Origin of the sequence: Nostocoides sp., assembly GCF_037045025.1 — a bacterium.
GTDB lineage: Bacteria > Actinomycetota > Actinomycetes > Actinomycetales > Dermatophilaceae > Nostocoides_A.
Window position 1 is genome coordinate 587,165 of sequence record NZ_JBAOHM010000015.1, and the last position, 25,243, is coordinate 612,407.

A 25,243-nucleotide genomic window follows, 5' to 3' on the forward strand; every position below is an offset into this window, starting at 1 on the left:
CGCGGGGTCGTGTGGAGGTCGAGGGTGGAGTTGTTCGAGCAGATCCGCCGGGATAGGCGGCTGGATGAGTCGATCTCGATCCGGGGGCTCGCGGATCGGTATGGGGTCCATCGCCGTACGGTCCGGGCGGCGTTGGCGGATCCTGTTCCGCCGCAACGGAAATTGGCGGAGCGTCGGGCTCCGGTGCTGGATGGGGCGCGGGAGTTGATCGACGCGATGTTGACCGCGGACCTGACCGCGCCGCGGAAGCAGCGGCACACCGCGGTCCGGGTCCGGGACCGGCTGGTGACCGAGCACGGGCTGGTGATCTCGTATTCCACGGTCCGTGATTATGTCCGCGTGGCGCGGCCGCGGATCGCCGCGGAGGCCGGCCGCAGTCTGGATGAGGTGTTCGTGCCGCAGTGGCACGAACCGGGCGCGGAGGCCGAGGTCGACTTCGCTGATTTGTGGGTTGACTGCCAGGGGCAGCGGGTCAAGTGGTATTTGTTCACGTTCCGGATGTCGTACTCGGGCAAAGCGGTTCACCGGGTGTACCAGTCCGCGTCGCAGGAGTCTTTCCTGGCTGGGCATGTTGCCGCGTTCACCGAGCTCGGTGGGGTCCCGGTGGGCGCGATCCGGTATGACAATCTCTCGGCCGCGGTGAAGAAGATCTGCCAGGGCCGCTCGAGGGTCGAAACCGACCGGTGGACGATCTTCCGCTCCTACTACGGCTTCGACGCCTTCTACTGCCGTCCTGGCCGCGACGGCGCCCACGAGAAGGGCGGTGTCGAGGGTGAGGGCGGCCGGTTCCGCCGTACCCATCTGGTCCCGGTCCCGGCGGTGACCAGTGTCGGGGAGCTGAACGCGTTGTTGGCCGGGTACGACACCGCCGACGATGCCCGGCGGGTCGGATCGCGCACCAGCACAGTGGGGTTCGACTTCGCCCACGAGAAGCCGCTGCTGCGGCCGCTGCCGGCTGAACCGTATGAGGTCGCGACCACGTTGACCCCGCGGGTTGATCGACACGCCCGGGTCAGCGTGCGGCAGGTCTCCTACTCCGTCCCGGCCCGGCTGGTCGGGCGGCGCGTGCGGGTGGTCCTCGACGACGAGCACGTGAGTGTCTATGACGGGCAAGCCCTGGTCGCGGTCCATGCCCGCTCCACCAATCGCGGCTCCCAGGTGCTGGTGCTCGATCACTACCTCGATGTGCTGGCCCGTAAACCCGGGGCGCTGCCCGGCGCGTTGGCGCTGGCCCAGGCCCGCACCTCCGGGGTGTTCACTTCCACCCATGACGCCTGGTGGGACGCGGCCCGCCGCGCCCACCCCGACGACGACGCGGCCGCGACCCGCTCCATGATCGAGGTGCTCCTGCTGCACCGGAACCTCCCGGCTGCGGCCGTGCTGGCCGGGATCCAGGCCGCCCTGGCCATCGGGGCCACCAATCCCGATGTCGTGGCCGTCCAAGCCCGCCACGCCGCCACCGCCCCGGACAGCGGGATCGTCATCCCCCTCCCCGCCCGGATCGAGCCCGACCCGCGCCCGGTACCCGACCTGACCGCCTACGACACCCTGCTCAACCCCGCCACCACCACCGAAACACACTGAGACAGAAAGAAGAATCCTCATGCCAGCACGAACTGCCACCCACGCCCGCGGCACCAGCAGCATCGGCGGCGGCGACGCCGCCGCGATCGCCCCCGTCGCCATCGCCGCCCGCACCCTGGGCCTGCCCACCGTGCGCGACGACCTCGACGAACACCTCGCCACCGCCGAACGGGAACACCTCTCCTACGCCGGATTCCTCGCCGACCTCCTCAGCGCCGAATGCGACGACCGCGCCACCCGACGGCAAGCCCGCCGCGTCCGCGAAGCCGGGTTCCCGAGACCGAAACGGTTGGAACAGTTCAACTTCGACGCCAACCCCGCGATCAACCCCGCGACCATCAACACCCTCGCCGCCGGCGAATGGATCACCACCGGATCCCCGCTATGCCTGATCGGGGACTCCGGCACCGGGAAAACCCACCTGCTCATCGGGCTCGGCACCGCCGCCGCCGAACAAGGCCACCGGGTCCGCTACGTGCTGGCCTCGAAACTGGTCAACGAACTCGCCGAAGCCGCCAGCGAGCACCAACTCGCGAAAACCATCGCCCGCTACGGCCGGCTCGACCTGCTCTGTATTGACGAACTCGGCTACCTCAGCCTCGACCGCCACGGCGCCGAACTCCTCTTCCAACTACTCACCGAACGCGAGGAAAAGGCCTCCATCGCCATCGCCGCGAACGAGCCATTCTCCTCCTGGACAACAACATTCACCGACCCGCGCCTCTGTGCCGCGATCGTCGATCGCCTCACCTTCAACGGCCACATCATCCAAACCGGCACCACCAGCTACCGACTCGCCCACACCCGCAAGAACTAAGACAGAACCACCAGCCTGGGGCCAGTTCAAGCCGTCACAGTGGGGCCAGCCCAGGTTGACATACTCAGACAACAGTGTGAGCACCGACAACAACGACCGTGTCGAGACCCGCCCTGGGGCAGGAGTACGCGAAAATGACATGCGCGGGTGTGGTCTCTCGGCTCGGCAGCAGTGTGGTAACCGCCAGTCAAGCCCCGCAGGCCATATCCGCCCCACACGCCACGCCGGTCACGCCGATGTGTGCGGAGAACCCGGCGCGACACAACGGCAACCGCCGCCGCACAAAACCCCAGGTCAGCGCGCCTACCTCCGGACTTTGCCACGACCCTGGGTGGCGGGTGAGGGCGGCGATGTTCGCGCCTGGGTGTGCTTGTCGGATCCGGCCGATGGCGAGGTTGCGCAGGGTGGCCATGACGCGTGGCAGGGTGGCGGTGCGGACTTGGGAGCGGTCTTCGTCGTAGGTGACATCGCGGACGTAGTGCACGCCGTTCTCGATTCTCCAGTGGCCGCGGATCATGGTGGCCAGGTCGGCGGGGGTGACTTGGCCGAAGCGGAGGCTGGTGATCGCGTACACCACCTCTCGGGTGGTCTTGTCTTGGGTGCGGCGCTGGCGGACGATCCGGATGGCTTGTTTGGCGTGGGGGAAGGCGATGCCAGCGCGGACCTCGACGATTTGGAGGGCGCGGGTCTCGATCCGCCCGTGGCCCTTGCCGGTGGTGATGTCCAGGATGGGGATTTCTCGCCAGGGCAGTCGAGCCAGTTGCGCGTGCACCCTCGGCTGGTTGGCCTTGACGATGAGGATGTAGTGCCCGCCGTGGCGGTGGAGGTAGTGGGCGTGCCCGGTTTGGGTGTGCAAGGCGTCCGCGGTGACCACGACACTGTGGAGGTCGATCCGGTCCAATAAGGGTGCGAAGCAGGCGATCTCACTAGTTCCGGTGGCATCGACCTGCCCCAACGGGACCCCGGTGGCCTGGTCCACCACGGATACCAGGTGCACCCGCGAAGTGTCACTGGTGCGGGCGCCGCGGCAGCTCTTGCCATCCAGGGCGACGGCCCGGAACGCGTCCGGGGTCGGCGCCGGGTCGAGCGCGGCGAGCCAGGCGTGGACCACGGCGTCGAGGATGTCGGGGTCCAGGCCGAGCAGCACCCGCCGGATCGTTGAGACCGCCGGCACACCCCGGGTGATCCCCAACCGGGGCCCTACCCACACCGGCAGATCGCCCGCCCACTGCGCGATCGCGGCAAGGGAGCGTTGCCCGGCCAGAACCGCAGCGATCGCGATGACCACGACCGTGGCCAGCGAGTGCCGTCGCCCCCGCGCCGAGCGCGGATCAGGCAGCGTGGTCAACACCTCCCACACCGCGACCGGCACCACCTGCCCGGCACAAACCTGGCCCTCATGCAAGGCGTCAGCGGAAGGGATGAGCGACGATACGAGTGCGGGCACGAGCAGTCCCTTTCAACGGATCGGACCGGCATTGACACCCACCACGATCCCGGGCGCTCGTGCCCGCCCGCCTTGCACACCCGGCGTGTCACATCACGATGCAGACACGCCGCCCAACCGAGAATGAACTGGCCCTGGCGTCCACCTGTTGACCGTCGCTCTGGGTGACGACGTGGGGGCCGTGATCTGTCATCGAGGTTGCCGACGGGCGGTCGCATTGGTTTGAGTGTGGTGTTCGTGGTCCTCGGCGCCATCACTGTGCCGGGCTCGGGCAAGATGGGTGGGGTATTGGACGTTCACGGCCCTCGCGCGTGAGGTGTCGTGGAAGACGTCGCGGGAGGGCCGTGCCGGATGCGCGGAGGCATCGGTGCTCACAGTAGAAGGTGATCAGGCTCGGGTCGAGTCGCGGTTGGTGTCCGGACAGATCGGTTGTCCGGGGTGTTCTGGAGAGCTGCGCCCGTGGGGGTGGGCGCGGCCGCGGCGGGTGCATGGCATCGAGGCGGTGGTGCGTCCGCGGCGGGCTCGCTGTCCGGGGTGTTTGCTGACGCACGTGCTGTTGCCGGTGACGCTGTTGTTGCGGCGGGGGTACGCGGCCGGGGTGGTCGGTGCCGCGCTGACCGCTCGCGCGAGGGGGTTGGGACACCGGCCGATCGGGCAGGCGTTGGGGGTGCCGGGGGCGACGGTCCGAGGCTGGCTGCGGGTGATGGGCTCCCGGCTTGACCCGGTCCGGTCGTGGTTGCTGCAGGTCGCGGCCCTGGCCGGGGTGGACTGGGTGGTGCCCCAAGCGCAGGGGTGTCGGTGGCGGGACCTGTTGGCTGCCCTGGCCGCGGCGAGCGAGGCGGTCACGGGCCGGTTCGGCCGGGATGGGGTGCTCGGCCCGGTGACGGGCTGGCAGGTCGCCGTCGCCTGTTCCGGTGGTCGGCTGTTGGCGCCGGGGTGGCCGCCGGTCTGGCCGGGGCGGGGCGGCAACACGAGTTGCCCCTGACGCCTGGCCCGGGCAGGCGGCATCGTCGTAAGGGTTGTCCCTGACCGTGCCGCGGTCAGGTATTCCCCTTGCTTCAGAGGAGTTGTCGTGGAGTGCACACCCGAGCAGGAGGCGCACAAGCGGCGTGAGCGCGCGCAGCTGGTGGCGTTGTTCCGCTACCAGCTGATTAGTCCGGCCCTGGATCCGGGCTTGTCGCGCAAGGCCCGCGGGAAGGTGGTGCGCGCGATCGCGGCCCGCAGCCACGTCGGCCCGTTCGGTGGGCAGCACACCTACTCGCGGGACACATTGGATCGGTGGATCCGCCGGTACCGCGCCGGCGGGTTCGAGGCGTTGACGCCCTCGCTGCGTCAGCCGGGTTCCCGGATCGACACGGCGGTGCTGGAGCTGGCGGTCGCGCTCAAACGGGAGAACCCGGCCCGGACAGCGGCGCAGGTCGCGCGGATCCTGCGGGCTTCCTCGGGGTACTCCCCGTCCGAGTCGACGCTGCTGCGGCTCTTCCACCGGCACGAGCTGATCGGCCCAGCGACCGGGCAGGCGCCGGTGTTCGGCCGGTACGAGGCCGACGCGCCGAACCAGCGGTGGGTCGGGGACGCGTTGCACGGGCCGAAGATCGGCGGGCGCAAGACCTACCTGTTCGCCTTCTTGGACGATCACTCCCGCCTGGTGGTCGGCTACCGGTTCGGGTTCGCCGAGGACGTGATCCGACTGGCCGTCGCCTTGGAGCGCGCGTTGGCCTGCCGCGGGGTGCCCGGCGCCTGCTATGTCGACAACGGCTCGGCCTACGTCGATGCGTGGCTGCTGCGAGCCTGCGCCAAGCTCGGTATCCGGCTGATCCACGCCACCCCACACCGACCCCAAGGCAAAGGCAAAATCGAACGATTTTTCCGCACCGTACGCGAGCAGTTCCTCGTCGAGGTCCCCGACACCAGCGCCGCCGACCTGGCCGAACAGGCCACCACCGCCGCGGCGGCGCTGCTGGAACTGAACGCGCAGTTCACCGCCTGGGTCGAGTCGCTCTATCACCACCAGGTGCACTCCGAAACCGGTCAGAGCCCACTGACCCGCTGGAACGACGGCTGGCAGGCCGCCGGGCACGGCCCGACCATGCCAGCCGCGGACGCGTTGACCGAGGCGTTCTTATGGTCCCAGCTGCGCACCGTCACCAAGACCGCCACCATCAGCCTGCACGGCAACACCTACCAGGTCGAACCCGCCCTGGTCGGACGCAAGGTCGAACTCGTCTTCTCCCCGTTCAACCTCGAACAGATCGAGGTCCGCCACAGCGGACGCTCCTACGGCCAAGCCGTCCCACACGTGATCACCCGACACACCCACCCCAAGGCCCGACCCGAGACCCCCGAACCAGCCCCCGCCACGACCGGGATCAACTACCTGAACCTGCTCACCGACACCCACCACACCCACGTCGCCGACGACGAACGGATCGGCTTCCACGCCCTCTACGCCAACAGCCCCGAAGCCACCACCGAGCAGATCCCCGGGCAACTGTCCCTCGATGAAATGCTCACCGACACCACCTCGCGGCAGGACGCGGCCCGGTGAGTATCCAACGCCTGCAATCCTACTGGGGATTCACGGCCATGCCGTTCGGCCGGTCCCTGGCCCCCTCGATGCTGCACCGCCACGCCGGGCACGCCGAGGCCATGGCCCGCATCGACTGGTGCATCAGCCAACACGCCCTCGGGGTGATCACCGGCGAGGTCGGCGCCGGCAAGACCGTCGCCATCCGCGCCGCCACCGCCGCCCTGGACACCTCCCGACACGTGGTCATCTACCTGCCCAACCCCTCCGTCGGCGTCCGCGGCATGCTGCACCACATCACCTCCGCCCTCGGGCAAACCCCCACCTTCTACACCGCCACCCTGGTCCCCCAAGCCGCCGAGGCCCTCGCCGCCGAACACGCCGAACGCGGCCGCACCCCCGTCCTGGTCTTCGACGAAGCACACCTGCTCGACAACCCCCAACTCGAAGCCGTCCGCATGATGACCAACCACGGCATGGACTCCGGCGCCCCGTTCGCCGCGCTGCTAGTCGGACAACCCACCCTGCGCCAACGACTCCGCCTCGGCGTGCTCGCCGCCCTCGACCAACGCATCGCCGTCCGATACACCCTCACCGGGATGACCCCCGACGAAACCAGCGACTACATCACCCACCACGTCAAGATCGCCGGACGCACCGACACCCTCTTCAGCAACGACGCGATCACCCTGATCCACAACGCCTCCCGAGGATACCCACGCGCCATCAACAACCTCGCCGTCAACGCCCTGATGGCCGCATTCGCCAAAGACACCAACATCGTCGACGAGAAAGCCGCCCGCATCGCGATCTCCGAAACCGGCGCGGACTAACCAACCCCCGTCACCACGCCGAGCACCCCGTCACCACGCCGACCACGGCCCCGCCCGCCAACCGCGGACGGGGCCGTTCCACACCCAGACCATCGGCAAACCCGATGACGCCGCCATCCGCAGAATGAGCGACGGTCAACATCCACCCGGGCCAAAGACCAACGCAACAGATCAACCAATCTTCCTCACCCACGGCGCGCCCGGAACGGGCGCGGGGGTGCTGACCAGCAGGAATAGCCGATAGATTACGAAAAACGCCAACAGATGGCACCGACTCAGGCCGGAAACAGCGAGGCTTATTCAGGGGGAGGAACGTAATACAAACGCGACATTCTGACCGGAGCGCCTAACAAAGCGACAGCCCGCCCTTAGAGAGAATTGGGTTAGCACACTCAAACACTCCAGAACGGACTGTCGCGAATGTATTCTACCACCGGTTTCACCAGGGGCCAGATCGACCGTCTCGTCATCATGATCCGCGACCTGCAGAACGCAGGATATCCAGTGGCTTACCCACCGTCGCTGGGGCTGCGAAAGTCGATCATCATCACCATGACCTATTTGCGGCGAAACAGCACCCAAGAAGACCTGGCCGACCGGTACGCCACCTCCCAGCCCACGATCTCGCGGACGATCGCCGCGATGACCCCCGCCCTCGCCGACGCCACCGCCGACTGGATCCCGGTCGCGGACGACCTCGACCCCGACGTCCCCCTGATCATCGACGGAACCCTGCTCCCGTGCTGGTCCTGGGCCGACATCCCCGACCTGTACTCCGGCAAACACCACACCACCGGTGTCAACGTCCAAATCGCCGCCACCCTCTCCGGCCGGCTGCTGTGGGTCTCCGATCCCCTTCCCGGGTCCACCCACGACCTGACCGCCCTGCGCACCCACGGAGTCCTCGACACCGAGGACCTCCTCACCATCGTCGCCGACAAAGGCTATATCGGCGCCGGCCTGATCACCCCGATCAAGAAACCACCCGGTGGAGAACTCACCGACGACCGGAAGCAATTCAACAAAGAACTCAACGCGATCCGCGCCACCATCGAACGAACCATCGCGCATTTGAAAACCTGGCGGATCCTCCACACCGACTACCGGCGGCCCTACCACACATTCGCTCAAACCATCACCGCTGTCCTCGGGCTACAATTCCTGAAACTAGCCTCGTGAATAAGCCTCAGCACATCATCTGCCAACGATATGCCCGGTTAAGTTCGAAGAGCCATGATCGCAAGCCCGCCAGCGTTGCCGAATCAGTTCGCGACGCTTAGTTCGATCAAACATCTCACGATGTTAGGCGGAGATTCCATCGGAGCTCTGACCCGGATCCGCGAGTAGCTTGCGTGTGGGTTGGGCGGCCAGTGAACGGCGGATAGATTTTGTGTTGTGGCAGTGTGTTTTTGGGTGCGGGCAGCGCGGATGGCCCGGTGGCGCTCGGGTGGGCGGGTCTTCGGGGTCCTGGGTCGTCGGGACGGGGGATTCGCGGGTTAGGCCGCGGTGGGTAAGGCCCGGATCCGGGCCAGGACGGTGGGCAGGAGTTGCTGTCCGGGTGGCAGCCGCAGGATCAGCTGGCGGCCGTGGCGGACTATGCGGGCTGGGACGCAGAGCAGTTCGTGGCGTAGGCGGGCGCCGTGGGCGCGGTGACGCTGGTCGATCCCGGTCAGGGCTTGCAGCAGAACGGAGATGTTCCCGGCGAGCAGGGCAGCCCACATCCACACCGTGTTGATGGCGTGGTCGCCCGACGGCAGATGCCGCAGCGCGGCCCCGAGTTTGGCTTCCCGGATCCGGTCCTCAATGTCGGTGCGGCGGCGGAACCAGGACTCGACCTGCGTGATCGAGGCAACCGGTGCGGCCGCCTCACCCGGCTCCGCCGGCTCCGCCGGCTCGGCCGGCTCGGCCGGCTCGGTGGGGTTGGCCGGGTGGTCGTTGGCGGGGATATTGGTGACGATGAAGGAGACCGCGTGGGCGTGGGTGGCCGCGCCCTCCAAGGCGAGGGTGAGTTGGTTCTTCTCGATGGTGCGTCGACGCCGTGAGCGGGGGTCGTCGGAGATGTCCTCGGCCTCGATGCGGACCCGGCGCACGATGGTGTACGTGTGCGGCGGCCACCCCTGCGGGGCGTAGTCGACCGCGGCGACCTGCGCGCCGGGCATCCCCTCCGCCGCACCCCAGGCGTCCTCGGGGATGGCGGCGTAGGCGCGCCACATCGCGGTGTTCCGTTTCGCGGCGATGGCGAAGTCACACCCGGCCGCCACCGCGGCGTGGGCCAGGTCGGCGGTGAAGTAGCCGGCATCCGCGCGCACCCGCAACCGATCCCAGTCGGCCGCGGCCGAGCGGATGTCCTCGGGGATCCCGGCCAGGGTGCGGCGCAGCAGGTCAGCGGCCCGGGGCCTCACATCCTCATTCCCCGCGAGCAACTCCGCGGCCAGGGTCAACCCGGCCTCGGCCCAGGTCCCCAGATGCGGACGGCCCGCGCGCTGACCGTGATAGTTGTAGGCCACGCCCTGCTTCTTCGGCCCGTACACCTCCACATCGGTGGAATCCAAGTCCACCGTCACCGCCGCCGCCAACACCGCCCGGCGGGACGCCGGCAACAACGCCGACCGCATGACACCGGTCAGGTCCGCGACCGCACTCTCCAGGCCGGCCAGCTGCGCCGGCCCGAACCGGCGGGCCAACCCCGCCGCCGTGGTCGAGGCCAACACCGGCACCGCCGACAACGCGGACCCGGCCACATCCTGGCGCTGCCGGTCCAACGCGGCCAGCACATCCCCGCCGAGCAACTGGCACTGCGCCAGCGACACCAGCACCTGCCCGGCCGTCGCGCCCCGCTCCCGCTCCTTGATCGCACCGATCCCCCGGTCAAGGCGCCCGACCAGGTCCAGTTTCTCGATGAACTCCGCGAGCGCTGCCACCCCCGAGGTCCCGGTCAACGACGGATCCGGCGCGCCGATCCGCACCCGCTTCCGCACCCGGCCACGACCACGTACTCTCTTCATCGACAAGGTGCTTCTCCTCGCTGGACGATCGAAGGCTTCGTAACCCCGATTCTCCCAGCAGGACAAGCACCTTCGTCACATCACACGCCGATCACCCCACCACTACTCGCGGATCCGGGTCTGATCAGAACGGGCACGCAGCACCAACGCAGCACCATGGATGCCCGACGTCACCGACCAGCCACCCCCTGCTTTCCGGTACCGGCGTGGCCCGCAAGGGCCCGGATTACTCAGCGATTCAGGCGGACCTCTTGACACACACACGGACACATGCGACCTTGCCTAGGCGATAGCTCGTTCTGGCCGCCGCCCGCTGTCTGCCACCCACTCGACTAGATCGGAGAGCGTGTGCGAACTCCAAAGCCCGCGCTTGCGCTTGCCCTTGTACTCCTCGTATGTGGAATAATCCCTCACGCGTCTGCGGCTCCGGTTGAAGTGAAGGGCGGCTACCGCAGCTGCGCAGGAGTAGGAGGTGGGGTTGTGGTGACATATGGAAAAACTAAAGGCTATGTGTCTCATACTCAAAATTCTGAGGATAAGGACTTCGGCTATTCTTCAGGATGGAAGACCACTCAGTGGAGAAAAGGTTATCGCACCGCTTTCTGGGAGGTTTCTGCGTCTATAGAATTAGATGGAGGCTACACGCGAGCAGCCTGCCCGGAGTAGTATACAAGTCCAGGAGAGCTGGGCTGATGGTGCTTTCTCGGGCCTAACGGAGGGGAGAGATCGTGTCGAGGAGAACTTCCTGTCTTATCGCTATCGCTATGGGATTTCTACTTGTGTACTTCCCAAGTGCCTACGCGGTTGAGTACGAAAGTGGCTATCGGAGTTGCGCGGGCGTGGGGGGCGGGATCGTCGTCACTTACGGCAGGACCAAAGGCTATCCGCGACACGTTCAGAATACCGTTTACAAGGATTTAGATTGGTCTGTAGGATGGCAGACTACCTCGTTTAGGAAGTCCTACACAACTGCGAATTGGCAAGTCTCGGGCAGCACTGATTTGGAGGGTGGTTACACGCGGGCTGGTTGCCCGGAGTGACCAGGCGTTGGGCGATCTTCTGGCTATGTACCTCCCTCCTTTTCGGATGTGGCAAAAGCGATCAGATATCGCCAGCGGATCAGACAGCGACCTCCATTTCAAGCATGGATCTCAAATCCTTGCCTTATGGAAAGCGCTCCGTTGAGTTTAAACGACGGTGCCTTCAGGAAAAGGGATGGGTTGGCACCATAGACCCAACGGATGGTGGTTTGTTAATGACGGTCCCACCAGACCAGCGGGCTGCATACGAAAAGGTGCGGGACGGCTGTGAAGCAGAATTTCTTCAGGAGTTCCCACCCCCGGTGCTAACGGAAAAAGACTACAAGGAACTGTATCGCCAGGAATTGGTTGCGATGGCCTGCCTTGAGCGAGAAGGCTACCCACCGCGTTCCGAGCCGATCTCGGAACAGGCGTACGTGGATGCATATCTGGCTGATGAACCGCCACCTTGGATGGCATACGATGCCTATACTGGCGCGGACTTAGCTGGCATGGAGCAGAAGTGTCCGCAGCCGAGTATTGAACGCGGATAACGACTATTTTGATTTTCCTTTCGGAATGGTTGCTTGTGCTCCGTCTTTTCCGAGTGAAAGGACGACACCAGTGGTGGCGCGGATCGCGTTGAGTTCTTTGTTGATTTGTTTCCGGTCCTCGGCGAGTTCTCTCCCGGACGGTTTCTTGATGGGGGTGATCAGGCCGGCGCCGATATAGCCTTTGTCCGCGATGAGGGTGACCGGCGGGTCGGATTCGAGCAGGCCGTGGGTGCGCAGGGAGGTCAGATCGTGGGTGCATCCGGGCAGCGGGTCGCAGACCCACATGAGGCGAGCAGACAGTGTGGCGGCGACCTGGACGTTGACACCGGTGGTGTGGTGTTTGCCGGAGTACAGGTCGGGAACATCGGCCCAGGACCAGCACGGGAGTAGAGTTCCGTCGATGATCAGCACGACCTCGGGGTCGAGGTCGTCGGCGGCGGGGACCCAGTCGGCGGTGGCGTCGGCGAGGGCGGGGGTCATCGCGGCGATGGTCCGCGAGATCGTGGGCTGGGAGGTGGAATACCGGTCGGCCAGGTCATAGGTGATTCAGACAAGCGTAGCCTAGACGGACGATCCGTCTCTGCGGCACCTCGCGGTCGAGCCCACGACCGACCGCGGTCAGATCAGAAGTCGAGAACGGGCGACTACGCCCTGGGACGACCGCGAGTGTCTCTGTTCACAGAGCTGTCGGGTCCACGCGCCTTAATCCCGGGATGCCGTCGAAGTCGCTGTCGCAGCTGACGATCGAACCAAAGCCGGCCGCAAGCGCGGTGGCTGCGTGCACGGCGTCCCGACCGCGCAGGTGGGTATCGCGAACGAGGTCACGTGCGGCGTGCAGGATCGCTCGGTCGAAGGAATGCCACACCGCAAGCGCATCGACGTCGCCGAACTCGGCGACCGCGGCCTCCCGGCTCGTGCACCGAAGCCGGTGGAACAGATACTCCTGGCCACCTTCGACGCTCAGATTGAGTCGCGTGGTCCCATCCGCGGCCGATGCGAGCACTCGGCGGCAGGCCGCACGCCACAGATGCTCGCCCCCCACCGCAAGAAGCAGCACGGACGGATCGAGGAAGATGTCCGTCACCGTTCGCCCGCGACCCGCTCGAGATGCCGCCCGTAGGCCTCCTTGAGTTCCCGAGGCCCCTCCCCCCGTCCAGGGTCCCGGAAAGGTCGTATCTCACCAGGTCAGCGCGCATGTGATGGCTCGTTCTGGGTTGCGTGAGTGATGCCTGGTCGCGGCTGCGATGTTGGAGCGGCCGGTCAGCCTCAGGATGCTGATCGCGGTGTTCCGAAGGCTGGCCATGATGCGGGGCAAGACGCCGGTGCGGACCTGGGAGCGGTCCTCGTCGAAGGTGGCATCACGCACCCAATGGACGCGGTTCTCGATTCCCCAATGGCCCTGCACCCACGCGGCCAGGGTGGCCGGTTGTGCGTCGTGATGGCTGGCGGAGGTGATGAGGTAGACCACCTCCACGGACTTCTTCCCGTTCTTGGTGACGGTCCTGCGTAGTTGCGCGACCTGGGCGACACCGACGAACTCGGGCCAGTCCGGCAGCATCGGTAGGTCGATGACCTTGATGGTCCGGGTCGCACGACGGCCGTGACCGAGTTGGGTCGTCCGCGAGCCGACGGGGACCTTGTTCCAGGGCAGCTTCTTCAACGCGCTCAGGAGCGTGGGGCGGTTGGCTTTGACAGTGAACACGTAGTCCGCGCCCGCGTCGAGGATGGTCGCGTGCCGACGGTTGTGGGACGACGTGGCGGAGGCGACCGGGCCGGACGCTGACTACGACTTTGAGCTGTGGTCGATGGACGGCAACCTTCGAGCGGGTGACGACTTCGACCAGGAGATCCAGGACGCCTTGCGCGCCAGCACGACGGGTGTGTTTGCGGTCAGCCACGCGATGCTCACCTCGCCCTACATCCAGAACATCGAGCTCAGGCACTTTCTTGATACCGGCAAACTGCTCGTTCCCATCTTGTTGACCGAAATCAATGCATTTGCCGATCTCCGGGGCTTGGCCCCGAGACAGATCCTCGGTTGGAACAATCCCTACGAACGGCAGAGCTCTCGAGCCACCCGGCGGCGCTGGGCGACGAAATTGGCAGAGGAGCTGCATCGAGTGCTCGACGAACGGTCGGCCCGGTGATCCTTCCATCGGACGAGTGGGCGCAATGGCAGAACTCCATGAAACCTGCCCAGAAATTGCGGATGTCGTTGTTGCGCCATCTCCTGGAGGCTGGGGGAGCCGCCACGGTAGGCCGCGTGGTCCGGGAACTGCTTCCCAACAGCAAGAGCGAGGTTTCCCGGCAGCGCGCCTTCCACCGCTTCATCGAGGAGGCGAATGCGGCAGCGTCGGCGGCGGGACTGGGAGTCCACCTCAGGGTTGATGGGGCCAAGAGCGATGGCGATGAGCGAACAGTTGCCGCGGTCCGTGGCCTGCCTCACGAACCGGTCGCGCACTCGGGCCTGGCCGAGAGCGCGCATCTGCCCGAGGTCTACCAACGCGGAGCCGTCCGGCTGCCGGTGAAGCAGTCACGGCAAGTGGCCGTCGTCGCCACCGCTGCTGACCAGCACGACGCCCGGGACCTGTTCGACCGCCTCAGCACGGCCTTGGCAACGTCGTCGAGCTATTCCTTCACGGTGCACTTTCACGCGAGCCAGGGGAACGCGACCGCGGCGCGGAAAGCGGCCCTTTCGGCGGCAATCGGTGCGGCCGACCTGTGGATCCTGTGCTTGTCGAATGCCGCGGCGGCAGATGACATCCATGCGTATCTCGCCGACTGCGGCCGGTCCCGATGCGTCCCGATTGCGCTGAGCGAGCTGGCGAATCTGCCGGAGAAGGTGGGCCGCATCTACGGCGCGGGCCACGCCGGAATTGGCAGCTATCAGGCGCAGCGCGCCCCTGCCAACCGGACAACCTGGATCAACGGACTCACGGGGGACGTGCACGCGCGGCTGAAACGTGACGAAGCGCGGGCGGGCGAGCAGAGCGTCGCGCACCCTCGCACCCTCGCGCACGCCCACGCCCGTATGCAGGATGTGGAGGGGCTCGACGCATACCCGTTGCGCGGCAAGCGCGGATTGCGCGCACACGCGGACGGGGTCCGCGCGGATGTTGAGGACGTGTTGCAGGAATTGGAAAGCTGGGCGGCCGCAGAGGACAGCCTTCCATTGGCGGCGCTGCTCGGCGAATACGGCATGGGCAAGACCATTACCAGCCAACTACTGGCCAGAAGTCTGTGGGCGCGCGCCACTCCCGACGCACACTACTTCGACCTGCGCGACCTGCCCTCGACGCATCGGGTGGAGGAGGGTGGCACGATCATCGACGTCCTCGCCGGCGTCGTGCGCGCGGGTTGGAGTATCGACGGGCAGCCGTTCACCTCGGCGGAACAGGCCGTTGCCCACGTCGGGCACCTGTTGGAGCGTTCGCGGAAGCGGCGGACGGTGTGGATTCTGGACGGGCTGGACGAGATCCTCGTCCACTTGTCGAGCCGGGGACAAGTGAGCTTCCTGAACCAGGCGCTTCGGCTCAGGCCGCGTGGTGGGGACGATATCGTCGGTGCCGACAATCGGTTGTTGCTGACCTGCCGCACCCACTACTTTCCGACGCTGCTGGCCCAAGTTGGCGCATTCACTGACCATCACCGAAGTGTGACAACCGACCTCGACTACCTGGGGCTGGTCCTCCTCCCGCTCACCGACGACCAGATCGCGTCCTATCTCGACACGACGCTGCAGTGGGGTCGTCCCCGGGTCCAGGAGTTCTTGGCCTCGGTCCACGACCTGGGAGATCTCTCGTCCCGCCCGTTTCTGCTATCGCAGATCGAACGCTTCGCACCGCGACTCGAAGAACGGGCCTTGGGGGGCATCAAGACCACCGCCGCCGGCATCTACGTCGAGCTGGTTGCCGACTGGCTGACCCGGGACGCCGGCAAGCACGAGATACGCCGACGAGCACAAGGTCGACCTGATGGGCTTTCTTGCCGCGCAACTCTGGCGGGCCGGCATCCGCTCGGCGAAGGTCGAGACGTTGAACCGCTGGCTTTTCGACTATTTGACCCGGGCGGAGTTGCTCGCTCAGTATGGCCGCAAGGAGCGTGATGCACTGGTCGCAGACCTGCGCACCGCGACATTCCTGGTCCGTCCCGATGCCGGAGACGGGGACACCTTCCGGTTCGCGCACACGTCGTTCCAGGAGTTCTTCCTGGCTCATCACCTGCTTCGAGCACTGGAGAGTGACCGGCGGTCCGACTGGCAGATGCCGCTGCCCAGCCGCGAGACACTCCGATTCCTCGGCGAGCTGCTGAATGCCCACCCCCACGGGAAGGGCTTGCTGGCCACGCTCGAGCTGTGGCGCTCTCCCTACCTTCCGATGTCCAGCGAGGTGCAGCTCGGGTATGGCCTCGTTGCGCGCGAGGTCGGTCTGCCCGCGCCGCGCTTGTCGGGAATGGACCTTCGCGGGGCGCAGCTTGCCGGATGGACGTTCACGGGCACCGCCAGCAGCCCTTTGGATCTCAGCCGGTGCGCCTTCACCGCCGCAACGCTGGCTCGCACGACGGCCCAGCACGTCCGATTGGACCGCGCCAACCTTGGCGCCGCCGACGTGAGGCACGTGGTATGGGACGACGTGAGCCTGCGCGATGCCGGGCTTGCCGGATCGCGGTGGGACGGCGCCGTGGTTCGCGGTTCCGCGTCCGCAAGCCTGCCTGCTGCGCCAGGGCTGCGCGAGATCCCCAGGAGCCTTGCCACTCCCGTCCCCGAACGACGTCAGCTCTCCCGTCCGACCGGCCACACCGGCTGGGTGGGGGCGGTGGCCTACAGCCCGGACGGCGCCCGGGTGGTCAGCGCCGGTCGCGACGGGAGCGTGCGCTGCTGGGATGCCGCCACCGGCGAGCCGATCGGGGCGCCGTGGACCGGCCACACCGGCGGGGTGGCGGCGGTGGCCTACAGCCCGGACGGCGCCCGGGTGGTCAGCGCCGGCGGCGACGGGAGCGTGCGCTGCTGGGATGCCGCCATCGGGCAATGGCTCGTCGCCATGGTGGGCGCCGCTGACGGCTCGTCCGCCACGTGGCGCTCCGACCAGACGCTGACCTCCGTGCACGTCGAGGCGTGGCGCTGGCTGCGCGTCACAACCTACGACGCGGCCGGCCGGGCGTTGAGCGTGGACCCGTACGAATGGCACTACCCCACCGACGGCGGACAGGCGTTCGCCACTAGATGATTAATTCCCGGGGGTCAGTGGTCGTAGGCGGTCAGGGAGCGTAGGGGTCGGGCGCCGGCGTGGTCGTTGTGCCAGATGGCGGCGGTTAAGGCCAGGAGTCGTTGCAGGACCCGGACGATCACGCCGGCGGGGGTGCGTCCGCCGTGGCGTTCGAGGTCGAGTTGGCCTTTGCCGGTGTCGAAGACGGACTCGATGATCTGTCGGAGAGGTTTGAGCAGGTGGGCTCCCGGGCGTGGTCTTTCCCCGGCGCGTGCCTTGCGGATGAGGGTGAATTCTGCTGCCGCTAAGGAGGTTTCGAAGTCGCGGCCGAAGTAGTGCTTGTCTGCCATCAGAGTCGAGGGTGCGGGGGCGGTCAGGGTGGGGTCGGTCTCGATCAGGTCGAGCAGCACCTGGCGTTCGTCGGCTTTGGCGCCGGTGAGGGCGTAGGCGATGGGCAGCCCGTGCAGCGTGGTGATCAGGTGCAGCCGTAGCCCCCAGAAGTAGCGGGAGTGGGAGGCGCAGTAGCCGTATTCGGCCCACCCGGCCAACTCGGAGCGTTTGACGGTTGAGTATGTCAACCTGGGCTGGCCCCACTGTGACGGCTTGAACTGGCCCCAGGCTGGTGGTTCTGTCTTAGTTCTTGCGGGTGTGGGCGAGTCGGTAGCTGGTGGTGCCGGTTTGGATGATGTGGCCGTTGAAGGTGAGGCGATCGACGATCGCGGCACAGAGGCGCGGGTCGGTGAATGTTGTTGTCCAGGAGGAGAATGGCTCGTTCGCGGCGATGGCGATGGAGGCCTTTTCCTCGCGTTCGGTGAGTAGTTGGAAGAGGAGTTCGGCGCCGTGGCGGTCGAGGCTGAGGTAGCCGAGTTCGTCAATACAGAGCAGGTCGAGCCGGCCGTAGCGGGCGATGGTTTTCGCGAGTTGGTGCTCGCTGGCGGCTTCGGCGAGTTCGTTGACCAGTTTCGAGGCCAGCACGTAGCGGACCCGGTGGCCTTGTTCGGCGGCGGCGGTGCCGAGCCCGATGAGCAGGTGGGTTTTCCCGGTGCCGGAGTCCCCGATCAGGCATAGCGGGGATCCGGTGGTGATCCATTCGCCGGCGGCGAGGGTGTTGATGGTCGCGGGGTTGATCGCGGGGTTGGCGTCGAAGTTGAACTGTTCCAACCGTTTCGGTCTCGGGAACCCGGCTTCGCGGACGCGGCGGGCTTGCCGTCGGGTGGCGCGGTCGTCGCATTCGGCGCTGAGGAGGTCGGCGAGGAATCCGGCGTAGGAGAGGTGTTCCCGTTCGGCGGTGGCGAGGTGTTCGTCGAGGTCGTCGCGCACGGTGGGCAGGCCCAGGGTGCGGGCGGCGATGGCGACGGCGGCGATCGCGGCGGCGTCGCCGCCGCCGATGCTGCTGGTGCCGCGGGCGTGGGTGGCAGTTCGTGCTGGCATGAGGATTCTTCTTTCTGTCTCAGTGTGTTTCGGTGGTGGTGGCGGGGTTGAGCAGGGTGTCGTAGGCGGTCAGGTCGGGTACCGGGCGCGGGTCGGTCTCGATCCGGGCGGGGAGGGGGATGACGATCCCGCTGTCCGGGGCGGTGGCGGCGTGGCGGGCTTGGACGGCCACGACATCGGGATTGGTGGCCCCGATGGCCAGGGCGGCCTGGATCCCGGCCAGCACGGCCGCAGCCGGGAGGTTCCGGTGCAGCAGGAGCACCTCGATCATGGAGCGGGTCGCGGCCGCGTCGTCGTCGGGGTGGGCGCGGCGGGCCGCGTCCCACCAGGCGTCATGGGTGGAAGTGAACACCCCGGAGGTGCGGGCCTGGGCCAGCGCCAACGCGCCGGGCAGCGCCCCGGGTTTACGGGCCAGCACATCGAGGTAGTGATCGAGCACCAGCATCTGGGAGCCGCGATTGGTGGAGCGGGCATGGACCGCGACCAGGGCTTGCCCGTCATAGACACTCACGTGCTCGTCGTCGAGGACCACCCGCACGCGCCGCCCGACCAGCCGGGCCGGGACGGAGTAGGAGACCTGCCGCACGCTGACCCGGGCGTGTCGATCAACCCGCGGGGTCAACGTGGTCGCGACCTCATACGGTTCAGCCGGCAGCGGCCGCAGCAGCGGCTTCTCGTGGGCGAAGTCGAACCCCACTGTGCTGGTGCGCGATCCGACCCGCCGGGCATCGTCGGCGGTGTCGTACCCGGCCAACAACGCGTTCAGCTCCCCGACACTGGTCACCGCCGGGACCGGGACCAGATGGGTACGGCGGAACCGGCCGCCCTCACCCTCGACACCGCCCTTCTCGTGGGCGCCGTCGCGGCCAGGACGGCAGTAGAAGGCGTCGAAGCCGTAGTAGGAGCGGAAGATCGTCCACCGGTCGGTTTCGACCCTCGAGCGGCCCTGGCAGATCTTCTTCACCGCGGCCGAGAGATTGTCATACCGGATCGCGCCCACCGGGACCCCACCGAGCTCGGTGAACGCGGCAACATGCCCAGCCAGGAAAGACTCCTGCGACGCGGACTGGTACACCCGGTGAACCGCTTTGCCCGAGTACGACATCCGGAACGTGAACAAATACCACTTGACCCGCTGCCCCTGGCAGTCAATCCACAAATCAGCGAAGTCGACCTCGGCCTCCGCGCCCGGTTCGTGCCACTGCGGCACGAACACCTCATCCAGACTGCGGCCGGCCTCCGCGGCGATCCGCGGCCGCGCCACGCGGACATAATCACGGACCGTGGAATACGAGATCACCAGCCCGTGCTCGGTCACCAGCCGGTCCCGGACCCGGACCGCGGTGTGCCGCTGCTTCCGCGGCGCGGTCAGGTCCGCGGTCAACATCGCGTCGATCAACTCCCGCGCCCCATCCAGCACCGGAGCCCGACGCTCCGCCAATTTCCGTTGCGGCGGAACAGGATCCGCCAACGCCGCCCGGACCGTACGGCGATGGACCCCATACCGATCCGCGAGCCCCCGGATCGAGATCGACTCATCCAGCCGCCTATCCCGGCGGATCTGCTCGAACAACTCCACCCTCGACCTCCACACGACCCCGCGCCCCGCTTTCGACTCGACGACACCTGTCACATCGAGCCAACCCGGGTGGGGCCAAATCAGACCGTCACGACACCCCCACACAGACACACAGGTGGGGCCAGTTCAAGCCGTCACAGTGGGGCCAAATCAGGCTGCCAAACTCAGACGGTCTCGCGGGAGCGGGCGCACTCGATGGGGGTGGAGTCAACGACCAGCACGTCATCGCCGAAGACGCTGGTGTCCGCGGCGAGGTGGTGGATCAAGGCGTCCATCAGGCCACCGAGTCGGCGCAGCCGTTTGTTGTACCCCGGCTGCTGGGGCAGGTAGGGGAACAGATGCCGTAGATGGGCGGCGGCGTAGCGCATCCAGCGGGCCTCGCTCGAGATCGTCAACACCGCGGCCAGCATCGCCAATGTGACGATCTCCGCGTCGCTGATCTGCGGTTTCTTCCCGATCGGCGGCCGCCACGGCGCCAGCTCGGGACGTCGGGTCAACAGATCGTCACAGGTGACATACAGTGCGGTGGCGAGGGTGTCCAGATCGGTGTCCACGATGAGCCTCCTGCTCGACGTTGGTTGCAACACCGAGTCTGGGCACCCTCACCTAATCACCACACACGCCACGCCAGCCACACCCATAACACCTTGGAATCAATCATCTAGCTGACCCGGGAGTGACGAACCAAGAAATCCAGAACGAATACAACCGGCGGGGCGTTCCGGCCTTGTCACACATCTCGCCCTGCCGTAGGTTACCCGTAGCAGCAATCGTAGTTCCTTCGTAGGAGAACGTCATGCCGGTCGCGCCGCAGGAATTGCCCCACCATGAAGAGCTTCGGATCGAGCGAACGATCTTTCTGACCCGGATCCGCGAGTAATGGTCGGGGGTGCGGCGTGTGATGTGACGAAGGTGCTTGTCCTACTGGGAGAATCGGGGTTACGAAGCCTTCGATCGTCCAGCTAGGAGAAGCACCTTGTCGGTGAAGAGAGTACGTGGTCGTGGCCGGGTGCGGAAGCGGGTGCGGATCGGCGCGCCGGATCCGTCGTTGACCGGGATCTCGGGGGTGGCAGCGCTCGCGGAGTTCATCGAGAAGCTGGATCTGGTCGGGCGCCTGGATCGGTGCGATCAAGGAGCGGGAGCGGGGCGCGACGGCCGGGCAGGTGCTGGTCGCTGGCGCAGTGCCAGTTGCTCGGCGGGGATGTGCTGGCCGCGTTGGACCGGCAGCGCCAGGATGTGGCCGGGTCCGCGTTGTCGGCGGTGCCGGCGTTGGCCTCGAGCACGGCGGCGGGGTTGGCCCGCCGGTTCGGGCCGGCGCAGCTGGCCGGCCTGGAGAGTGCGGTCGCGGACCTGACCGGTCATGCGGTGGCCTTGTTGCCGGCGTCCCGCCGGGCGGTGTTGGCGGCGGCGGTGACGGTGGACTTGGATTCCACCGATGTGGAGGTGTACGGGCCGACGAAGCAGGGTGTGGCCTACAACTATCACGGTCAGCGCGCGGGCCGTCCGCATCTGGGGACCTGGGCCGAGGCCGGGTTGACCCTGGCCGCGGAGTTGCTCGCGGGGAATGAGGATGTGAGGCCCCGGGCCGCTGACCTGCTGCGCCGGGTCCTGGCCGGGATCCCCGAGGACATCCGCTCGGCCGCGGCCGACTGGGATCGGTTGCGGGTGCGCGCGGATGCCGGCTACTTCACCGCCGACCTGGCCCACGCCGCGGTGGAGGCCGGGTGTGACTTCGCCATCGCCGCGAAACGGAACACCGCGATGTGGCGCGCCTACGCCGCCATCCCCGAGGACGCCTGGGGTGCGGCGGAGGGGATGCCCGGCGCGCAGGTCGCCGCGGTCGACTACGCCCCGCAGGGGTGGCCGCCGCACACGTACACCATCGTGCGCCGGGTCCGCATCGAGGCCGAGGACATCTCGGGCGACCCGCGCTCCCGGCGTCGGCGCACCATCGAGACGAACCAGCTCGCCCTGGCGTTGGAGGGCGCGGCCAGTCACGCCCACGCGGTCTCCTTCATCGTCACCAATATCCCCGCCAACGACCACCCGGCCAACCCCACCGAGCCGGCCGAGCCGGCCGAGCCGGCGGAGCCCGGCGGAGCCGGGTGAGGCGGCCGCACCGGTTGCCTCGATCACGCAGGTCGAGTCCTGGTTCCGCCGCCGCACCGACATTGAGGACCGGATCCGGGAAGCCAAACTCGGGGCCGCGCTGCGGCATCTGCCGTCGGGCGACCACGCCATCAACACGGTGTGGATGTGGGCTGCCCTGCTCGCCGGGAACATCTCCGTTCTGCTGCAAGCCCTGACCGGGATCGACCAGCGTCACCGCGCCCACGGCGCCCGCCTACGCCACGAACTGCTCTGCGTCCCAGCCCGCATAGTCCGCCACGGCCGCCAGCTGATCCTGCGGCTGCCACCCGACCGCCAGCTCCTGCCCACCGTCCTGGCCCGGATCCGGGCCTTACCCACCGCGGCCTAACCCGCCGCGCCCCTGCCCCGACGACCCAGGACCCCGAAGACCCGCCCACCCGAGCGCCACCGGGCCATCCGCGCTGCCCGCACCCAAATACACACTGCCACAACACAAAATCTATCCGCCGTTCACTGGCCGCCCAACCCACACGCAAGCTACTCGCGGATCCGGGTCTGAGCTGGGCACATGCCGATCAACCCGTCGTCGAGCGGTTGATGTCGCGGTTGCGACCGGAGCTGGAATCGCTGGCCGGAATGAGGGTGAAGCTCTGGTCCGACTCCGAGATCCATCTGGGAGACGACTGGCGCCGGGAGATCCTCGCGCGGCTGGACGAGTGTGACTACGCCCTCGCGTTAATCAGCCCGCACTACATCACCCGGCCGTTCATCGTCGAGGAGGAGATCCCGCGCATTGCCGGATCGCAGGCGGTGACGTGGGTGCTGCCGGTCGGCCTGAAGCCGGTCTCGTTCGACGGCAGCCGGGACCTGCACGGCCTGGAGATCCCCCAGTCCTATCTCCATCGGGCAAGTTCGGGCCGGGACCGCTTCTTCAGCGAACTCACCACGCCGGCCGCACAGGACAACTTCGCCGCCAAGCTGGCCACCCGGATCCGCCACCGGATCCTGCGGGACGTCGGACGCGCGCCATGACTCGGCCAGCGCGAAGAAGGCCGGCGCAACGACTCGCCGCGAACGCCGTTCGACGGCACCTGAGCGCACTCACGACCTATGTGTCCCAGCGCCAACGCGACCGACTCGAAGCCCTGGTCACGCTCTTGGATGACGCGCGACTCATTCCCCTCGACCAAGCGCTCGATGTGGCGACCACGCCGGGCGAGGACGAAAAGCGCCTCTCACTCTTCCGTCAACTCCGCGCCGCGGTCGCGCAGGCAGCAGAGGAGGCCGGCATCGACTTCCGCCTCGTGGTGGATGGTGGCAAGGAGCCGCCGGCGAGGCGGCACTGTTGGTTCGAGGGAGCCGACACCACCGCCGACGAACTCTCCGAGATGTCCCGGGCGCGCGCTGAGGACGGCGTGCCTGCCGACCCCGTGGCGCCCATGGTCACGCGCGGCATACCGGCCCGGATCCACGTCAGCCACGCCTGCGAAGAATCCGCCCGGCGCAAGCTTGTCGATGATTTCGTCTCCCGACTGCGGCAGCACCTGCGTGGCCGAGGAGGAATCAACGAATGCCAGGTGAGCGCCTCGTGCGAGGTTGCGCTGGGCGACGATCCTGACGAGGCGCGCGCCGAAGCAATTCGGTCGGCCGAGGTCGTCATCGTCCTGGCGAGCACGGCATACGTGGTCGAGGCGGGTGGCGACCTGGATCGCCTCGGCGACGCGACGGTCGTCCCGGTCGCGTTGACCACGATCGAAGCCGAGCGCTCGTGGGACCCGATCGTCGTGGGCGAGATCGTCGGCCAACACCGCCCGTATTCTGCGTGCCGGCGGGCCGAGGACAGGTCAAGTCCTGATGCGTGGTGTTTGAAGGTTTTTCATCCTTCGGGCGTGTCGGGGTTACGCGGTGATCGCGGTGAGTGGGTTCTGGGCGGGGGTTTCCTCCTTGGGGGTGAGGGCTTTGCGGCATTGGGCGAGGAGTTCGAGGCCGAGGTAGCGGCGTTGTTCGGTCCACTCGTCGTGTTGTTCGGCTAGGACCGCGCCGACCAGCCGGATCAGGGCGTCGCGGTTGGGGAAGATCCCGACCACATCGGTCCTCCTGCGGATTTCCCGGTTAAGCCGCTCCTGGGGGTTGTTCGACCAGATCTGCTTCCAGGCGCCTTTGGGGAAGACGGTGAAGGCCAGGATGTCGGCGCGGGCGTCGTCGAGGTGCGCGGCGACCGCGGGCAGTTTCTCGGTCAGGGTCTCGACGATCCGGTCGAACTGGGCGTGCACGCTTGCAGCGTCGGGCTGGTCATACACGCTGTGCAGCAACGCTTTCACCCACGGCCAACTGTTCTTCGGGGTCACCGCCATCAAGTTCGCCGCGTAGTGAGTACGACAACGCTGCCACGCCGTCCCGGGCAGCGTCGCGCCGATGGCCTCGACCAGTCCGGCGTGGGCATCGGAGGTCACCAGACCGACCGGGCCGGCGCTGGTCAGGCCGCGGGCGACCAGATCCCGGAAGAAGGTGAGCCAGCCGGCGCCGGTCTCGGCCGTGGACGCCTGGACACCGAGGATCTCCCGGTACCCCTCGGCGTTGACGCCGGTGGCGAGCATGGTCGCGATCTTGACCACGCGCCCGCCTTCACGCACCTTGATCGTCAACGCGTCCGCGGCGACAAAGGTGTACGGCCCGGCGTCCAACGGGCGGGTCCGGAACGCCTCGACCTGACCGTCGAGATCCTTGGCCATCTCACTGACCGTGGACTTCGATAGGCCGGTGATCCCGAGCGCTTGGACCAGCCGGTCCATCCGCCGGGTCGAGACCCCCAGCAGGTAGCAGGTCGCGACCACGCTGGTCAGCGCCTTCTCCGCCCGCGAATGCCGGGTCAACAACCAGTCCGGGAAGAAGGTGCCTTCCCGCAGTTTCGGGATCGCCACATCGATGGTGCCGACCCGGGTGTCGAGATCACGGTGGCGGTAGCCGTTACGACGATTCGACCGTTCCGGGGTGCGGGAGCGGTACTCCGCCCCACACACCGCATCGGCCTGCGCGGACAGGATCGTGTGGATGAACGTGGACAACATCTCCCGCATCAAGTCCGGGCTCGCCTGCGCGAGCTGTTCGTCCAAGAAACGGGCAGGGTCGATACTGGGCAATGCGACGGTCAT

21 protein-coding genes and 4 pseudogenes are annotated in these 25,243 nt (G+C 67.2%); 14 read left to right on the plus strand and 11 right to left on the minus strand.

Annotated elements, in window-relative coordinates:
• The first annotated feature begins 9 nt into the window (after positions 1 to 9).
• Positions 10 to 1,584: an IS21 family transposase gene (gene istA, locus V9G19_RS21865; protein ID WP_462284231.1), complete on the plus strand. Its 1,575-nt coding sequence runs from the start codon at positions 10 to 12 to the stop codon at positions 1,582 to 1,584.
• 19 nt (positions 1,585 to 1,603) lie between these two features.
• Complete coding sequence (gene istB / locus V9G19_RS21870; RefSeq protein WP_462287204.1) at positions 1,604 to 2,401, plus strand: IS21-like element helper ATPase IstB; 798 nt, start codon at positions 1,604 to 1,606, stop codon at positions 2,399 to 2,401.
• A gap of 187 nt (positions 2,402 to 2,588) precedes the next feature.
• On the opposite strand, the gene V9G19_RS21875 is transcribed toward istB (V9G19_RS21870), so the two are convergent.
• A complete protein-coding gene (locus V9G19_RS21875) occupies positions 2,589 to 3,848 on the minus strand; it encodes an ISAs1 family transposase (RefSeq protein ID WP_462287502.1) in 1,260 nt (419 codons plus the stop codon).
• Between the two features lie 550 nt (positions 3,849 to 4,398).
• Here V9G19_RS21875 and V9G19_RS21880 point away from each other — a divergent pair.
• The 4 genes from V9G19_RS21880 to V9G19_RS21895 all read left to right on the plus strand — a co-directional run bounded on the left by V9G19_RS21880 (position 4,399) and on the right by V9G19_RS21895 (position 8,387).
• The gene (locus V9G19_RS21880; RefSeq protein WP_462283544.1) at positions 4,399 to 4,833 is read left to right on the plus strand and encodes a hypothetical protein; all 435 of its coding nucleotides are present in this window, start codon (positions 4,399 to 4,401) and stop codon (positions 4,831 to 4,833) included.
• An 87-nt stretch (positions 4,834 to 4,920) separates the two neighbouring features.
• Positions 4,921 to 6,396 carry a DDE-type integrase/transposase/recombinase gene (locus V9G19_RS21885; RefSeq protein ID WP_462283670.1) on the plus strand — a complete coding sequence of 492 codons (1,476 nt, stop codon included), beginning with the start codon at positions 4,921 to 4,923 and terminating at the stop codon, positions 6,394 to 6,396.
• Positions 6,393 to 7,208: an ExeA family protein gene (locus V9G19_RS21890; protein ID WP_462283669.1), complete on the plus strand. Its 816-nt coding sequence runs from the start codon at positions 6,393 to 6,395 to the stop codon at positions 7,206 to 7,208. The genes V9G19_RS21885 and V9G19_RS21890 overlap by 4 nt, the downstream gene beginning before the upstream one ends.
• A gap of 420 nt (positions 7,209 to 7,628) precedes the next feature.
• Positions 7,629 to 8,387 (plus strand): transposase, encoded by a 759-nt coding sequence (locus V9G19_RS21895; RefSeq protein WP_462286498.1) that lies wholly within the window; start codon positions 7,629 to 7,631, stop codon positions 8,385 to 8,387.
• 317 nt (positions 8,388 to 8,704) lie between these two features.
• On the opposite strand, the gene V9G19_RS21900 is transcribed toward V9G19_RS21895, so the two are convergent.
• Positions 8,705 to 10,213 carry an IS1380 family transposase gene (locus V9G19_RS21900; protein WP_462287503.1) on the minus strand — a complete coding sequence of 503 codons (1,509 nt, stop codon included), beginning with the start codon at positions 10,211 to 10,213 and terminating at the stop codon, positions 8,705 to 8,707.
• A 1,144-nt stretch (positions 10,214 to 11,357) separates the two neighbouring features.
• Here V9G19_RS21900 and V9G19_RS21905 point away from each other — a divergent pair.
• Positions 11,358 to 11,786, plus strand: a complete 429-nt coding sequence (locus tag V9G19_RS21905; RefSeq protein ID WP_462287504.1) for a hypothetical protein — start codon at positions 11,358 to 11,360, stop codon at positions 11,784 to 11,786.
• 3 nt (positions 11,787 to 11,789) lie between these two features.
• Here V9G19_RS21905 and V9G19_RS21910 read toward each other — a convergent pair whose 3' ends face one another.
• The 3 genes and pseudogenes from V9G19_RS21910 to V9G19_RS21920 all read right to left on the minus strand — a co-directional run.
• Complete coding sequence (locus tag V9G19_RS21910) at positions 11,790 to 12,266, minus strand: transposase family protein (RefSeq protein ID WP_462287505.1); 477 nt, start codon at positions 12,264 to 12,266, stop codon at positions 11,790 to 11,792.
• A gap of 196 nt (positions 12,267 to 12,462) precedes the next feature.
• Positions 12,463 to 12,870, minus strand: a complete 408-nt coding sequence (locus tag V9G19_RS21915) for a type II toxin-antitoxin system VapC family toxin (RefSeq protein WP_462287506.1) — start codon at positions 12,868 to 12,870, stop codon at positions 12,463 to 12,465.
• A gap of 93 nt (positions 12,871 to 12,963) precedes the next feature.
• Positions 12,964 to 13,515, minus strand: a pseudogene (locus V9G19_RS21920) (ISAs1 family transposase); the annotation flags it as partial.
• A 25-nt stretch (positions 13,516 to 13,540) separates the two neighbouring features.
• Between V9G19_RS21920 and V9G19_RS21925 the strand changes: the two are divergent.
• Genes V9G19_RS21925 through V9G19_RS21935 form a run of 3 tightly spaced genes read left to right on the plus strand, consistent with a single transcriptional unit; the run spans position 13,541 to position 17,011 of the window.
• Positions 13,541 to 13,933, plus strand: coding sequence for a TIR domain-containing protein (locus tag V9G19_RS21925; protein WP_462287507.1), 393 nt, complete (start codon positions 13,541 to 13,543; stop codon positions 13,931 to 13,933).
• A complete protein-coding gene (locus V9G19_RS21930) occupies positions 13,930 to 15,891 on the plus strand; it encodes a hypothetical protein (protein ID WP_462287508.1) in 1,962 nt (653 codons plus the stop codon). Before V9G19_RS21925 ends, V9G19_RS21930 begins: the two co-directional genes overlap by 4 nt.
• Positions 15,821 to 17,011: a hypothetical protein gene (locus tag V9G19_RS21935; protein ID WP_462287509.1), complete on the plus strand. Its 1,191-nt coding sequence runs from the start codon at positions 15,821 to 15,823 to the stop codon at positions 17,009 to 17,011. The genes V9G19_RS21930 and V9G19_RS21935 overlap by 71 nt, the downstream gene beginning before the upstream one ends.
• Before the next feature lie 14 nt (positions 17,012 to 17,025).
• Here the strand turns inward: V9G19_RS21935 and V9G19_RS21940 are convergent.
• The 5 genes and pseudogenes from V9G19_RS21940 to V9G19_RS21960 all read right to left on the minus strand — a co-directional run.
• Positions 17,026 to 17,556: pseudogene (locus V9G19_RS21940) on the minus strand (transposase); the annotation flags it as partial.
• 67 nt (positions 17,557 to 17,623) lie between these two features.
• Positions 17,624 to 18,421 (minus strand): IS21-like element helper ATPase IstB, encoded by a 798-nt coding sequence (istB, locus tag V9G19_RS21945; protein ID WP_462287510.1) that lies wholly within the window; start codon positions 18,419 to 18,421, stop codon positions 17,624 to 17,626.
• Between the two features lie 19 nt (positions 18,422 to 18,440).
• Entirely contained in the window at positions 18,441 to 20,015 is a 1,575-nt protein-coding gene (gene istA, locus V9G19_RS21950) for an IS21 family transposase (RefSeq protein WP_462287511.1), read from the minus strand.
• 152 nt (positions 20,016 to 20,167) lie between these two features.
• Positions 20,168 to 20,554, minus strand: a pseudogene (locus V9G19_RS21955) (transposase family protein); the annotation flags it as partial.
• A 385-nt stretch (positions 20,555 to 20,939) separates the two neighbouring features.
• The gene (locus V9G19_RS21960) at positions 20,940 to 21,089 is read right to left on the minus strand and encodes a hypothetical protein (protein WP_462287512.1); all 150 of its coding nucleotides are present in this window, start codon (positions 21,087 to 21,089) and stop codon (positions 20,940 to 20,942) included.
• 33 nt (positions 21,090 to 21,122) lie between these two features.
• On the opposite strand from V9G19_RS21960, the gene V9G19_RS21965 reads away from it, so the two are divergent.
• The 4 genes and pseudogenes from V9G19_RS21965 to V9G19_RS21980 all read left to right on the plus strand — a co-directional run.
• Complete coding sequence (locus tag V9G19_RS21965) at positions 21,123 to 22,109, plus strand: transposase (protein WP_462287513.1); 987 nt, start codon at positions 21,123 to 21,125, stop codon at positions 22,107 to 22,109.
• 22 nt (positions 22,110 to 22,131) lie between these two features.
• Complete coding sequence (locus tag V9G19_RS21970) at positions 22,132 to 22,479, plus strand: transposase (protein ID WP_462284294.1); 348 nt, start codon at positions 22,132 to 22,134, stop codon at positions 22,477 to 22,479.
• Between the two features lie 167 nt (positions 22,480 to 22,646).
• Entirely contained in the window at positions 22,647 to 23,123 is a 477-nt protein-coding gene (locus tag V9G19_RS21975; protein ID WP_462287622.1) for a toll/interleukin-1 receptor domain-containing protein, read from the plus strand.
• Positions 23,120 to 23,479 (plus strand): annotated as a pseudogene (locus tag V9G19_RS21980) (hypothetical protein); the annotation flags it as partial. The gene V9G19_RS21975 and the pseudogene V9G19_RS21980, both read left to right, overlap by 4 nt.
• Before the next feature lie 510 nt (positions 23,480 to 23,989).
• On the opposite strand, the gene V9G19_RS21985 reads toward V9G19_RS21980, so the two are convergent.
• A complete protein-coding gene (locus tag V9G19_RS21985) occupies positions 23,990 to 25,243 on the minus strand; it encodes an IS256 family transposase (protein ID WP_462283538.1) in 1,254 nt (417 codons plus the stop codon).

Excerpts from the sequence above, each read along its gene's own strand:
- istB (WP_462287510.1), bottom strand. The coding sequence starts at position 18,421 with ATGCCAGCACGAACTGCCACCCACGCCCGCGGCACCAGCAGCATCGGC.
- V9G19_RS21910 (WP_462287505.1), bottom strand. The coding sequence starts at position 12,266 with ATGACCCCCGCCCTCGCCGACGCCACCGCCGACTGGGTCCCCGCCGCC.
- V9G19_RS21900 (WP_462287503.1), bottom strand. The coding sequence starts at position 10,213 with ATGAAGAGAGTACGTGGTCGTGGCCGGGTGCGGAAGCGGGTGCGGATC.
- istB (WP_462287204.1), top strand. The coding sequence starts at position 1,604 with ATGCCAGCACGAACTGCCACCCACGCCCGCGGCACCAGCAGCATCGGC.
- V9G19_RS21895 (WP_462286498.1), top strand. The coding sequence starts at position 7,629 with ATGTATTCTACCACCGGTTTCACCAGGGGCCAGATCGACCGTCTCGTC.
- V9G19_RS21985 (WP_462283538.1), bottom strand. The coding sequence starts at position 25,243 with ATGACCGTCGCATTGCCCAGTATCGACCCTGCCCGTTTCTTGGACGAA.
- V9G19_RS21960 (WP_462287512.1), bottom strand. The coding sequence starts at position 21,089 with ATGAACTCCGCGAGCGCTGCCACCCCCGAGATCCCGGTCAACGACGGA.
- V9G19_RS21905 (WP_462287504.1), top strand. The coding sequence starts at position 11,358 with ATGGATCTCAAATCCTTGCCTTATGGAAAGCGCTCCGTTGAGTTTAAA.